The organism is Rhodococcus sp. NPDC019647 (assembly GCF_044389235.1).
GTDB lineage: Bacteria > Actinomycetota > Actinomycetes > Mycobacteriales > Mycobacteriaceae > Rhodococcus_F > Rhodococcus_F oxybenzonivorans.
In genome coordinates, this window is record NZ_JBIRXS010000010.1 from 50,609 (window position 1) to 62,783 (window position 12,175).

Annotated in this window: 13 protein-coding genes; 4 read left to right on the plus strand and 9 right to left on the minus strand. The window is 66.4% G+C overall.

Features of this window, described 5'->3' with window-relative positions; all coding sequences use genetic code 11:
• Positions 1 to 122 precede the first annotated feature (122 nt).
• A complete protein-coding gene (locus ACH49N_RS19480) occupies positions 123 to 1,190 on the minus strand; it encodes an FUSC family protein (RefSeq protein WP_358273777.1) in 1,068 nt (355 codons plus the stop codon).
• A 64-nt stretch (positions 1,191 to 1,254) separates the two neighbouring features.
• On the minus strand, positions 1,255 to 1,671 hold the full coding sequence (locus ACH49N_RS19485; protein ID WP_109332741.1) for a DUF3151 domain-containing protein: 417 nt from the start codon (positions 1,669 to 1,671) through the stop codon (positions 1,255 to 1,257).
• Positions 1,672 to 1,808: 137 nt separating this feature from the next.
• Between ACH49N_RS19485 and ACH49N_RS19490 the strand changes: the two genes are divergently transcribed.
• On the plus strand, positions 1,809 to 2,999 hold the full coding sequence (locus tag ACH49N_RS19490; protein WP_358273637.1) for a transcriptional regulator: 1,191 nt from the start codon (positions 1,809 to 1,811) through the stop codon (positions 2,997 to 2,999).
• Positions 3,000 to 3,057: 58 nt separating this feature from the next.
• Here the strand turns inward: ACH49N_RS19490 and fbaA are convergent, their stop codons facing one another.
• Complete coding sequence (gene fbaA / locus ACH49N_RS19495) at positions 3,058 to 4,092, minus strand: class II fructose-bisphosphate aldolase (protein ID WP_109332743.1); 1,035 nt, start codon at positions 4,090 to 4,092, stop codon at positions 3,058 to 3,060.
• A gap of 250 nt (positions 4,093 to 4,342) precedes the next feature.
• On the opposite strand from fbaA, the gene ACH49N_RS19500 reads away from it, so the two are divergent.
• Positions 4,343 to 5,026: a VTT domain-containing protein gene (locus ACH49N_RS19500; RefSeq protein ID WP_236603521.1), complete on the plus strand. Its 684-nt coding sequence runs from the start codon at positions 4,343 to 4,345 to the stop codon at positions 5,024 to 5,026.
• Positions 5,027 to 5,051: 25 nt separating this feature from the next.
• A complete protein-coding gene (locus tag ACH49N_RS19505) occupies positions 5,052 to 5,717 on the plus strand; it encodes a DedA family protein (RefSeq protein ID WP_213576771.1) in 666 nt (221 codons plus the stop codon).
• On the opposite strand, the gene ACH49N_RS19510 is transcribed toward ACH49N_RS19505, so the two are convergent.
• From ACH49N_RS19510 to ACH49N_RS19530, 5 genes are all read right to left on the minus strand, one after another.
• Positions 5,714 to 6,874, minus strand: a complete 1,161-nt coding sequence (locus ACH49N_RS19510; RefSeq protein WP_358273639.1) for a GTP-binding protein — start codon at positions 6,872 to 6,874, stop codon at positions 5,714 to 5,716. The two genes, ACH49N_RS19505 and ACH49N_RS19510, sit on opposite strands and share 4 nt — an antisense overlap.
• Positions 6,875 to 6,983: 109 nt before the next feature.
• Positions 6,984 to 8,339 carry an LLM class flavin-dependent oxidoreductase gene (locus ACH49N_RS19515; RefSeq protein WP_358273641.1) on the minus strand — a complete coding sequence of 452 codons (1,356 nt, stop codon included), beginning with the start codon at positions 8,337 to 8,339 and terminating at the stop codon, positions 6,984 to 6,986.
• A gap of 64 nt (positions 8,340 to 8,403) precedes the next feature.
• On the minus strand, positions 8,404 to 9,519 hold the full coding sequence (locus tag ACH49N_RS19520) for a glycoside hydrolase family 76 protein (RefSeq protein ID WP_358273642.1): 1,116 nt from the start codon (positions 9,517 to 9,519) through the stop codon (positions 8,404 to 8,406).
• 34 nt (positions 9,520 to 9,553) lie between these two features.
• Positions 9,554 to 10,252: an RNA methyltransferase gene (locus ACH49N_RS19525; RefSeq protein ID WP_317766400.1), complete on the minus strand. Its 699-nt coding sequence runs from the start codon at positions 10,250 to 10,252 to the stop codon at positions 9,554 to 9,556.
• Positions 10,253 to 10,256: 4 nt separating this feature from the next.
• Entirely contained in the window at positions 10,257 to 10,856 is a 600-nt protein-coding gene (locus tag ACH49N_RS19530) for a DUF6636 domain-containing protein (protein WP_358273643.1), read from the minus strand.
• 101 nt (positions 10,857 to 10,957) lie between these two features.
• On the opposite strand from ACH49N_RS19530, the gene ACH49N_RS19535 reads away from it, so the two are divergent.
• Positions 10,958 to 11,404 carry a hypothetical protein gene (locus ACH49N_RS19535; protein ID WP_358273644.1) on the plus strand — a complete coding sequence of 149 codons (447 nt, stop codon included), beginning with the start codon at positions 10,958 to 10,960 and terminating at the stop codon, positions 11,402 to 11,404.
• On the opposite strand, the gene ACH49N_RS19540 is transcribed toward ACH49N_RS19535, so the two are convergent.
• Positions 11,388 to 12,128 (minus strand): lysoplasmalogenase, encoded by a 741-nt coding sequence (locus ACH49N_RS19540; protein WP_358273646.1) that lies wholly within the window; start codon positions 12,126 to 12,128, stop codon positions 11,388 to 11,390. The two genes, ACH49N_RS19535 and ACH49N_RS19540, sit on opposite strands and share 17 nt — an antisense overlap.
• Positions 12,129 to 12,175 lie beyond the last annotated feature (47 nt).

Genomic DNA, 12,175 nt, shown 5'->3' on the forward strand with positions numbered 1-12,175 from the left:
ATAGGTCTCCCACCAGGCCTGATCGACCGCTCTTCCGGCCATCCCGGCACAGTTCCGGTCGCGTCCAGCGGCGTACGTCGTACTCGCCGGCTTCCAGGCTCTCATCCGTGACGCCTGAGATCTCAAAGATCCGGGCGGTACGCCGGTTTCTGCGCCGTCGGGGGCAGATGCGCTATGGCAGAGATGCGGTTCAGCCCTGCCACCTGCATCAGATCGACGGTGAGCGAACGGATCTGAGCGAAGACGACGGTGGCCGACAGACCTGCATTCTCGACCAGTTCCGGTTTGAGTCCGGACGCCACCGAACGGAGCACGCGGGCAGCCTCGGCCTGGTCGGGTTGCTGACCGGGGTCTGCGAGCACCATCAGGCGCAGCGTTTCGATGGCCTGGGCCAATTTCTCGACCTGGTCGACCAGTCGCGGGTTGAGGATCTCGTCGTCACGTACCAAAGTGAGCGAACGCCGGGCCAGGACACGAATGTTGCGCAGAGCGTTGTCGAGCGGGTCGGCAACGGCGCTCAAGCGTTCGAGTCTGCCGCGGGTGTTCCAGTACAGCGGCGAGATGCGACTGACCTCACGGCCGCCCGCGAGGTGCGTGCGCAGGTTGTCGATGGACGACTGGGTGGCTCGCGCCTTCCGCAGCGCCTCCTCGATGGGCTTGTCGTCGTTGGCGACCAAGCCGTCCGCCACCAATTGCATCACTTCGGCGGCCGTTCCCAGGACCCCGGCGGCGTGGCGCCTCGCCCGGCCCACGGGATGCGTGGGAATCAACGCCACCACCGCGATGCCCACCAGGCCACCGGTCAGTGCGTCCACCATGCGATTGACACCCGCATTGCCGCCGGGTGGAAGCAGAGTTGCGACGAGAACAGCGGAATTACCCGCCTGCATCGACAGGACCGGGCCGCTGTTCAGGAGCACCGCCGCGGTCATGGCCAAGGCCACCACGAGGGCGATTTGCCAGGTACCGCTGCCGATGAACGCGATGAAGACGTCCCCGACCCCGATCCCGATGGTCACACCGGCCACGAGCTCGACGGATCGACGCAGCCGCGCGCCGAGCGACAGTCCCAGCGACACCACCGCGGCGATCGGCGCGAAGAACGGGGACGTGTGACCGATCACCACCGTGGCAACCCACCACGAGGCACCCGCCGCGACGGCGCACTGCAGGATCGGCAGGGCCGACACTCGCAGCCGCTGAGCCGAAGTCTTCAGTCCGTTCCGAACTCGGACCGGTGCTGCGGTGACGGCGCTACCCGAGGCCAAGCGCTTCGGCGGCTCGGGGGTCGCTGTCCTCGAGCAAGTCGAGGCAACGGGCGTATTCGTCGGTTTCGCCGATCGTCTTCGCGGCCTTCGCGAGGACGGCGACGCAGCGCAGGAATCCGCGATTCGGTTCGTGGCTGTAGGGAACGGGGCCGAAACCCTTCCAGCCGTTGCGGCGCAGCTGGTCGAGGCCACGGTGGTATCCGGTGCGTGCGTAGGCGTACGCGGCGATCGTCTCGCCGGCGTCGAGAGCCGCCTCGGCGAGATACGCCCACGCGATGGAGGCGGTGGGGTGTGCGGCCGCCACGGAAGCCGGTTCCTCGTGGTTCAACAGGGCCGACTCGGCCTCGTCGTCACCGGGAAGCAGCGTGGGCTGGGGTCCGAGAAGGTCACCGAAAGAGGTCATGCGCCTATTGTGCCCCCGGCGGGACTGTTCCTCTGCCCCGCCCCGTCGGCGAAGCGCCCTGTGGTGGTCTGCATTGCCGCACGTTGTCGTTAGGCTTCGGTCCAACGTTCATTTCTCTGCAGACCGAGGGGCAACGCGTGCAGGACCCGAAGAAAGACGAACCGACCGAGAAGCCGACTACGGATACACCGGCGACCGAGACCGCCCGACCGGTCACCGCCGACACCGACAAGGCCCGGCCGGTCACCGCCGACACCGACAAGGGCAGGCCGGTCACCGCCGACACCGACAAGGCCCGGCCGGTCACCGCCGACACCGACAAGGGCAGGCCGGTCACCGCCGGTACCGACAAGGCCGCCGCCGGGACCCCGGCATCCGACGCGAAGAAGCCGGCCGCCAACACGCCGTCCGCCACACCCTCTGCGAAGACTCCCGAGTCGGCACAGTCCTCTCCCGACAGCGCCGCGTCCGAGGCGGTGACGAAGGCGATTCCGAAGCAGAAGCGTCCACCGGAGAAGCGTCCGCCGGAGAAGCCTGATGCGGCCACGGTGAAGATGCACCCGAAATCCCCGCCGCAGGCTGTGCAGAGTGCGAACGGGCAGGGGAAGAAGGAACCCGGCAAGGCGGATCCCGCCGACACCGAGACCGTCGCCATCCCGGTCACGAAGTCCCCCGTACCGCAGACGCCGCCGCCGCCCCGCCCCGCACAGGCCCAGCAGCCCGGTCGTCCCCAGCAAGCGGCCCCGCCCCGACCAGCGGCATCCGCGCAGAAGCCACCGGCGAACCGTCCGACTCCGCCGCCACCCATGCCTAAAGCGGCGCCCCAGCGAGTGCTCCCGACCCAGCCGAGCGCCCCGCAGCGGGTCGGGCCCGCAGCGCCCGCGGACAGGAAGCATGGCAAGGCCTGGCTCCTGGCGGCGATCGCCGCAGGCGTCCTCGTGATCGCCGCCATTGCCGTCGCCGGTGTGGTGGTCTACAACAACAATCGGGCCGAGAACTCACCCGAGGCGCAGGTACAGGGCACCATCGATACGTTCGTCGCGGCGCTCACCCAGGGCGACCTCGCGACCCTGCGCACCAGTACCTGCGGCGGTCTGGCCGAGTACTACCAGGGCATCTCGGATCAGGATTTCGCCGAGGTCCATCAGGTCGCGATCACCCAACAGAACATTCCGGTGGTCGGCGAGGTCGACGCCGTCCAGATCACCGGTGACACCGCCATCGCCCAGGTGAAGGCCCATACCGCCGCCAACCCGAACGAGCAGTCGTGGCGCACGTTCGACCTCGAAAGGGTCGACGGCAACTGGAAGGTCTGCGATCCCCGATAACGACTGTGCGCCTTTCTGGTAGCGGTAACTACCAGAAAGGCGCACGAGCCCGAAGGGCCTATCCCGAGACCGAGCGTCCCGCGGACTTGAGGTCGTTGCAGGCCTCGATGACACGGGCGGTCATCCCGGCCTCGGCCTTCTTCAGGTAGCTGCGCGGGTCGTAGACCTTCTTGTTGCCCACCTCGCCGTCGACCTTCAGCACACCGTCGTAGTTGCTGAACATGTGGCCGACGATCGGACGGGTGAAGGCGTACTGGGTGTCGGTGTCGACGTTCATCTTGACGACGCCGTAGCTCAGCGCCTCCTCGATTTCCGACTTCAGCGAACCCGAACCGCCGTGGAAGACGAAGTCGAACGGCTTGGCGCCGTCCCGCAGGCCGAGCTTCGCGACGGCGACCTTCTGGCCGGTCTCGAGCACCTCGGGACGCAGCTTCACGTTGCCCGGCTTGTAGACGCCGTGCACGTTGCCGAACGTCGCTGCCAGCAGGTACTTGCCGTTCTCGCCGGTGCCCAGAGCGTCGATGGTCTTCTCGAAGTCCTCGGGGCTGGTGTACAGCTTGTCGTTGATCTCGGCTTCCACACCGTCCTCTTCACCACCGACGACGCCGATTTCGACCTCGAGGATGATGTTCGCGGCCTTGGAGATAGCGAGGAGTTCCTTGGCGATCTCGAGGTTCTCGTCGATCGGAACGGCCGAGCCGTCCCACATGTGGGACTGGAAGAGCGGGTTGCGGCCGGCGCTGACGCGCTGCTGAGAGATTTCGAGCAGCGGCCGGACGAAACCGTCCAGCTTGTCCTTGGGGCAGTGGTCCGTGTGGAGGGCGATCGTGACGTCGTACTTCGCGGCGATCACGTGTGCGAACTCGGCCAGCGCGACAGCACCGGTCACCATGTCCTTGACGCCCAGACCCGAACCGAACTCCGCGCCACCGGTCGAGAACTGGATGATGCCGTCACTGCCCGCATCCGCGAAACCCTTGATAGCGGCGTTGATGGTTTCGGACGAAGTGCAGTTGATGGCTGGGAAGGCAAAGGAGTGCTCCTTGGCTCGACCAAGCATCTCGGCGTAGACCTCGGGAGTCGCGATTGGCACGGCGGCAGTCCTCCATAAACGTGTCGATTTCGGCGCACGCGATCAGCGCAGCGCGCGATGTGGTCCTAGCAGTATGGCAATACCGGTAGCCTACGTCGCCCGGTGGCTGTCGTGGCACCTCGATTCCGGGCCGTCCGAGACCGGTCAGGAATCGTTGACCTGCAGTATTCCGATACTCCGCGCATACGCCGGTACGCTGAGGGCCGTGATTGTGCAGGCAGCATCGGATTCCGTGACCAACCTCGCGTTGATGCCGGGGTTCCTCGACCCGGTGAACCTCCTCAACTCCTTCGGCACCTGGGTGCTCGTCGGACTTCTCCTGGTCGTCTTCATCGAGTCGGGATTGCTGTTCCCCCTGCTCCCCGGCGACTCCCTCCTCTTCACCGCGGGCCTCATCGCGGCGTCGAAGTCGGCCGAGATCGAGCCGTTTGCCCCCATCTGGGCGCTATTGGTTCTGATCCCCATCGCCGCGATCCTCGGCGACCAGGTGGGCTTCTTCATCGGCAGCAAGGGCGGCACCGCGCTCTTCAAGAGCAACGACGCCCGATTCCTCAAGAAGAAGTACATCGACGAGTCGCACGCGTTCTTCGAGAAGCACGGCCCGATCACGATCATCCTGGCCCGCTTCGTGCCGATCGTGCGCACGTTCGCACCGGTGGTCGCGGGCGCATCGCGCATGAAGTACTCGCTGTTCCTGACGTACAACATCGTGGGCGGCATCCTCTGGGGCGCCGGCGTCACGCTGCTCGGCTACCTGCTCGGTCAGATCGAGTTCATCCGTGACAACGTCGACATCATCTTCTTGTTGATCGTGTTCGTGTCGGTGCTCCCGATCATCGTCGAGGTCGGCAAACGTGTTCTCAAGGCCCGCCGGGGCGAGACGCCTGCTCCCGAGGCCGCGCGGCCCGTCTCCACCCCCACCGATCCCTCCTGATCGAGATCGAGGCAATGCGCTGACCATGGTCGTATCGGCATCTGGCACCTTCGGGCCCCTCGTCTCCGCCGGCCCCGCGCTGGTGTGGGTCATCGTGCTGGCGTTCGTCTTCATCGAATGTGCCGTCATCCTCGGGCTCTTCCTGCCGGGTGACTCGATGCTGATCACCGCGGGCATCGTGCTCGCCGGCCACGAGTCTGGGGCAGGTCACGTGTGGGCCCTGTCGGTCGGCGCGATGGTCGCCGCGATCTGCGGAAATCAGGTGGGGTACGTCATCGGGCACCGCACCGGCAACCGCATCTTGGCGCGCAAGGGCGGCAAGTACCTCAATTACGCCAACCTCCACCGGGTGAACATCCTGTTGGAACGGCACGGGTTCTGGGCTGTGCTCATCGCCCGGTGGATCCCGTGGGTGCGTACCCTCTGCCCACTCGTTGCGGGGGCAGCGAAGATGAACCACACCAAGTACACCGTCGCCAGCAGCATCGGCGCCGTATTCTGGGCGCCGGTGCTGCTGCTCATCGGGTTCTACTGCGGTTCCTTCCTCGACCGGGTGTCGTGGCTGATGCCGGTGGTGTTGGGCGGCATGGTTGCACTGCTGGTGATCGGAACTGTGGTCGGCATCTGGCACTACCGCCAGGAAATGGCCCGTCCGCCCGAAGAGGTGGAAGTCGAGGAAGTTCTCGACTAGTGCTGATGCACCGCTTCCCACTCGGGCAGCGGGTCGTCGAAATGCACCCACTCGGCCGGACCGGACGCCCATTCGGCGTCGGTGAGGAGCGCCGGATCGAGGATGCGGGCAGGCGCCTCCGGGTCGAGCCGGACACCGATGAAGACGATCTCCTGACCGGGCGTCTCCTCCGCGGCCGACCACAGCTGCGCAGGTTCGATCACCAGATTGGGTCCCGCCTGCGACCAGATCGCCGCAAGATCCGGGCGGCTCGCTATCCAGCAGAACCCCTTGCTTCGCAGCAGTCCGGTGAACTGGCCCAGAGCCTGGTCGAGCCGTGCGGGATGGAACGGCCGCGTCGCCCGGTAGGTGACACTTCGGATCCCGTACTCCTCCGTTTCAGGTGTGTGGCCGCCCGCAAGTTCCTCCGCCCACCCGGGCGCCAGGGCGGCCGACTCCGGGTCGTACAAACCGGTGTCGAGGACGTCGGCCAGGTCGACCACACCACGCGTGGTGCGCTGGAGTCTCGCCGTCGGATTGAGTCTGCGGAGGAGGGCCTCGACCGTGCCGGCTGTGCGCTCGCTCACCAGATCGGTCTTGTTCAGCAGAATCACGTCGGCGAACTCGACCTGGTCGACGAGTAGGTCGGAAATGCTGCGCTCGTCATCCTCTCCCGCCTCGAGGTCGCGCTCGTCGAGGCGCTGACCCTTCGCGAGCTCACCGACGAACGTCGACGCGTCCACCACTGTCACCATGGTGTCGAGCGCCGCGACCGTGCCGAGGCTGAAGCCGTCCTCGAATTCCCAGTCGAACGTGGCGGCGACGGGCATGGGTTCCGAAATGCCCGTCGACTCGATGACGAGGTGGTCGAACCGTCCCTCCACGGCCAGGCGGGCGACCGCCTCGATCAGGTCCTCGCGGAGCGTGCAGCAGATGCAGCCGTTGGTGAGCTCGACCAGCTTCTCCTGCGTCCGATCGAGATGTCCCTGCCCTGCGACGAGGGCGCTGGGGGCACCCCCTGCACGAAGTGCTTGGGGGACGATGTTGACCTCGCTCATGTCGTCGACGATCACGGCGACACGCCGGCCGTCCCGGTTGGCGAGGATGTGGTTGAGAAGAGTGGTCTTGCCCGCGCCGAGGAAGCCGGACAGGACGGTGACAGGAAGTGGACGAGTCATTCGGAAATGATAACTGTTTTCATCAACGCGCGATTCGAGCAGCCACTCCACCCGTTGCCACCGTCGTCGACAGGGGAAGAAACGCGGTGACATCGGGCGAAGGACGGGACTAGAGGGCCACCCTGCCCGACGTCTGCGCGTACTGGCTGGCCGGACGTTCCAGCCCGAAGTGGTCCCGCAGCGTCGTACCCGAGTATTCGGTGCGGAACAGACCCCGCTCCTGCAGGATCGGCACCACCTTCTCGGCGAATACCTCGAGACCTCCCGGGTAGTACGGGGGCATCACGTTGAAGCCGTCGGCGGCGCCCTGGGTGAACCATTCTTCGATGGTGTCGGCCACCTGCACCGGCGTTCCCGCGCACACTCGGTGTCCTCGCGCGCCCGCGAGGCGATGCAGCAGCCCTCGCAGCGTCGGACTCTCCCGCTGCACGATGCCTGCGACCACCTGCAGCCGGCTCTGCTGGTTGTCCGTCACGTCGCCGGCATCGCCGAACAACTCGGCGGGCACGGGGGCATCGAGGTCGAGCTGGCGCACCTGAGTTCCGGTGATGCTCTCGAGCTGGGCGAGGCCGTACTCGGGGGAGGTCAGCTCGTTGAATTCGCGTTCGAGATCCCTTGCCTGCGCCTCGGTGTCGCCGATGAACGGGCTGATTCCGGGAAGAATCTTCACGTGGTCGGGGTTGCGTCCGAACTGCGACGCACGTCGCTTGATGTCTGCATAGAACGCCTGCCCGTCCGACAGTCGCTGATGCGCCGTGAAGATGGCCTCGGCGTACTGCCCTGCGAAGCTGCGTCCCTCGTTCGACGCACCCGCCTGTACCAGCACGGGGTGACCCTGCGGCGAGCGCGGCGCGTTGAACGGTCCGCGGACCCGCAGGTGGCGTCCGACGTAGTTGATCTCATGAATTTTCGACGTGTCGGCGTAGACGCCCCTGTCCGTGTCGAGAACGATGGCGTCGTCTTCCCAGCTGTCCCACAGCTTGACCGTCGCATCGACGAATTCGCGTGCCCGTGCGTATCTATCGGCGTGGTCGGGATGACTGGAAAGGCCGAAGTTCGCCGCCGCCAAATCCGTTCCGGTGGTGACGATGTTCCAGCCGGCCCGGCCCTTCGAGATGTGGTCCAAGGAGGCGAACAGACGCGCGAGGTTGTAGGGCTCGAAGTACGTCGTGGACGCGGTGGCGATCAGCCCGATCCGTTCCGTGACTGCGGCGATCGCCGTCAGCAAGGTGATCGGCTCCAGCGCTCCGGCCGCGCCGTGCCCGGCATCGCTACGCAGCGCGGGACCGTCCGCGAAGAAGAGTGCATCCAGTTTCGCCGCCTCCGCGGTGCGCGCGATCTCCTGGAAGTAGTCGACGTCGAACAACCGTTCCGGTGACGTCAGCGGGTGACGCCAGGCCGATTCGTGGTGCCCGGCCGGATAGATGAACGCATTGAGACTCAGCTGCCGCTGTTGATCTGACATACCGAGATGTCTAGCAGCGCGGAAACCGCCTGCCCACGGTTAAGTTTCGTGTGATCGAAACGCACTACCGCCGGGGATACCCGGCGGCCGACACCGCGTGCGCCGCCTCCATCAGCATCCAGCCACCCAACTGGACGGAGAGGTCGCGCTCGGGGATGTCGGACGAACGCACCGTGCCCCCGGTGAACGCCGCGATATTCCTGCCGAGACCGGGAAGCCGGGCCTGCTTGCCCCAGTCGGCGCCGAACAAGGGCTGACCCTCGATCTGCAAGCGGTTCTCCCACGCAGCTTCGGCAGAGGTGAGCACGATCTGCGCTGCGATCTCCCGCGCGCGGATGTCGTCATGGTTCTCCCAGGGCAACATCACCGCGGTCAGCGCGAGATAGCGGGCGAGGATACCGTTGAACAGACCACCGTCTCCCCCGCCACCGCCGCGAATGACCCCACCCGGGGCCAGGTGCTCGTCGACGGCGTCGATCAGCCGGTGAATGCGGCCTCGATGCCGCGGCGCACCGAGACGCACCGCCAGCTCGGTTTCGAGCCCGAGGACGACCCCCTGGCAGTACGAATAGATGACCCTTTCGGCCTCACCGCCACGATGGATCCCATCGATGACGAGGCCGGTGTTCTCGTCCAGCAGCGTGTCGTCGATCCAATCCGCGGTGGCCTGCGCCCGCCACAGTTTGCCTGTGCGGGCCAGCATGATTCCGGCCGGGCCGTTGGCCGGAGCGTTGTAGAAATCCGAGCCCTTGCGCCAGGGCAGCCCGCCACCGTCGGGATCCCAGGCGTCGAACAGCTGGGATTCGAGTGTCTGCACCGCATTCCGGTTGTCGATCAAGTGCGTGCGCTGCGCGCGTTCGAGCGCGATGCCCAGCCACGCCATGTCGTCGTAATAATTGTTGGTCCAGCCCGTAATGTTCCGAAGGCGGTGGCTGCGAGCGAGTTTCACGATCCGACGGCGGCGACGCGGAGTAGGGTCGCGTTCGAGTGCGTCGACGGCGCAGTCGATGAGGTGCGCCTGCCACCAGTAATGCCAACTGACGAACAGTCGTTCACGTTTGACCGCCGGCCAGGCCACCACGCCCAGCGTGGTGCCCGGAAGGCCCCACAGCCGGCGAAGATGCCTGCTCACCACCGCTTCTTCAGCGGCGTCGGCGCGCGCCGACCACTCGTCCTGCATGAGGGTTGATCTTGCCTAGTCTCCGGGCGATCCGCTACCACGCCCGACCGAGGTCGGCGTGCTCGCGCACCCACGCATGCATGGCAATGCCTGCCGCGACACCCGCATTGATGCTCCTCGTGGAACCGAACTGCGCAATCGATACGGTCATGGCTGCAACCTCTTTCGCCTCGTCGGTGACTCCGGGACCCTCCTGACCGAACAGCAGCATGCAGTCACGCGGCAGGCTCGCGGTTTCGAGCGGAACGGAGCCCGGCGTGTTGTCCACGGCCACGATCGTGAGACCCTCCTCACGCGCGAACTCGACCAATTCGTCGATGCTCGAGTGATGCCTGACGTGCTGATACCGATCGGTGACCATCGCCCCGCGCCGGTTCCACCGCCGCCGTCCCACGATATGAACTTCCGCGGCGGCGAAGGCGTTGGCCGTACGCACCACGGTGCCGATGTTGGCGTCGTGCCCGAAGTTCTCGATCGCCACATGCAGCGGGTGGCGCCGGCTGTCGATGTCGGCGACGATGGCTTCACGTGTCCAATAGCGGTAGGCGTCGACCACGTTCCGTCGGTCACCGCCGGCCAGCAGTTCGGGATCGTAGCGGGGATCCGTCGGGACCGGTACGTCGTGTTCTTCCGTCCACGGACCGACACCGTGAGTATTCTCGCCCCACTCGGTAGGGCCCGGCTCGCCCGACTCGGCCAGGACCGGAAGTGAACCCACCTCTGCGCCAATCATGAAATCAGAACGTCTCGTTGGAGTCGGGTGAGACCGTGAATCCGTGGGACGTCTCGTCGTTGACACACGTCACAGCGGTCGCTGTGGTGCTGCAGGAGTAGCCGAGTTCGGCGAGCTTGGATCCGGCAGGCAACACGGGGTCGGGTTCGGCATCACCCGAGGTGTACACGAGGCCGCCGGCACACATGAACGCTCCCTCACCCTCGTTCTCGACGCGAATGCCGTGGCCCCAGTCGACCATGCAGTCTGCCGGCCGCGGCGGGACCGGACTGGTCGATCCCTGGCAACCCGCCTCCGTGCGACTCGGCAGCTTGATGATGCCGCACTGGAACGCGCCGTCCGGGGAGGTGAAGAAGTACGACTCGTTGTGCTCGTACGGAACGTCGACGAGGGTGGTGGTCGGCGCTTCCGTCGTCGTGGTCGGCGCGATCGTGGTCGTGGTGGTCGTGACTGGTGGAACCGTGGTGGTGGTAGTGGTCACAGGCGCTGCGGCGGTGGTGGTGGTCGTCGGCGGAGCCACCGCCTCGGACGAACCCCCACATGCTGCGAGCGTCAGAGCAGCACCAATGCTCAGACCTACCAACGACACCCGACGCCACGCCATACGGCCACCTCCACATACTTGCCTGCTGCCGACACTGCACTCTAACGGCACCACTGCCCGGCGTCCCCGCGGCGGTCTACGCTGGACACGGAGGCACAACGATGAATCATCAGCGAATCGTGCGGACGGTCTGCTTCATCACAGCCTGTTACGTCATCGTCCTCGCAGTCTGGCTGGGATGGTTGATCGAGCACACTCCCGAGGCCACGATTCCGTACCAGATCATGGGACTGGTCGCCGCCTTCGGGTCGGCGCTGGGGTTCGGCATGATGGCTGCCGGACGACCCTCCCGGGCAGACCGCCGACTCGCGCGGCGCGGGCTCGAAGGATGGGCCAGCATCGAGCGCGTGACACCGCTTCGCCGCACCCCCGACAACGGCGAACTGACCGAACTGGATCTGCGGTTGACCGTGCCGGGGTCCGAGAGCTACTCCGGACGCGTCGTGTACGAGGTGCGGCGCGAGGAGGCCACCCGTTTCGTGCCCGGCGAAACCATCACTATCCTGGTGGACCCGAACAATCGGGACCGCATCATGCTGTGTCCGTGACCCGGCGACCTGTGTTCCGGCGGCGCAGCGCGAGCATCCCCTCGACCAGCAACAGTTGCGCGGCGGCGTAACTGGCGAGGATCAGTCCTTCGGAGGCAGCCCTGCCGCGCTCACGTCGCACGAACAATCTCCGCACCACGATCAGCCCGTCCGACGCCGTGAACAGCACTCCGCCCAGACCGAGCCAGCTGCGTCGGTCGATGCTGGGTATCGCCACGCTCGCAACGACGCCTGCGCCGGGGGCGAGGGTCGGATCGGCAGCGAGTGTGGACGTCGTAGCCAAGGCGGATCCATAAGCAGTGAGGGGCGCAGCGACACCGGCGGATCGAGCCCGCAGCAACAGGGCTGCCCCGAGCCAGCCGGCCAGTCGCGGACCCCACGCCGCCGGAGTGGGACGCGCACCGTTGCGCAGCAACAAAGCCGAGTAGCACGCCTGCATGACCGCGAAGGCCGAAGCGCCCCGCACCAGGCGGGCATCGTCATCCGGGTCGATCATGAAGACGTCACCGACCGTCGCGCCTGTGAGCCCGGCCAGCAACAGTCCCGCGTCCACGGAGTCGGTCGCGCCTCGCCGGCGCACTACCCGGGCCGCCAGTGCCGGAGCGATCAGAGGCTTCGCGATCTTCTGCAGTCGCTCGCGTCCGGTCACGGCGCCGACCACGGTGGCCACAGTCGCCCCCGCGAACACGACGTGCTCCAGACCCCAGTCATCCTTCGACGTCACATCTTCCTCCCACACTTGCGGTCGCGCCGAGGGTACCGCGCGCTCGA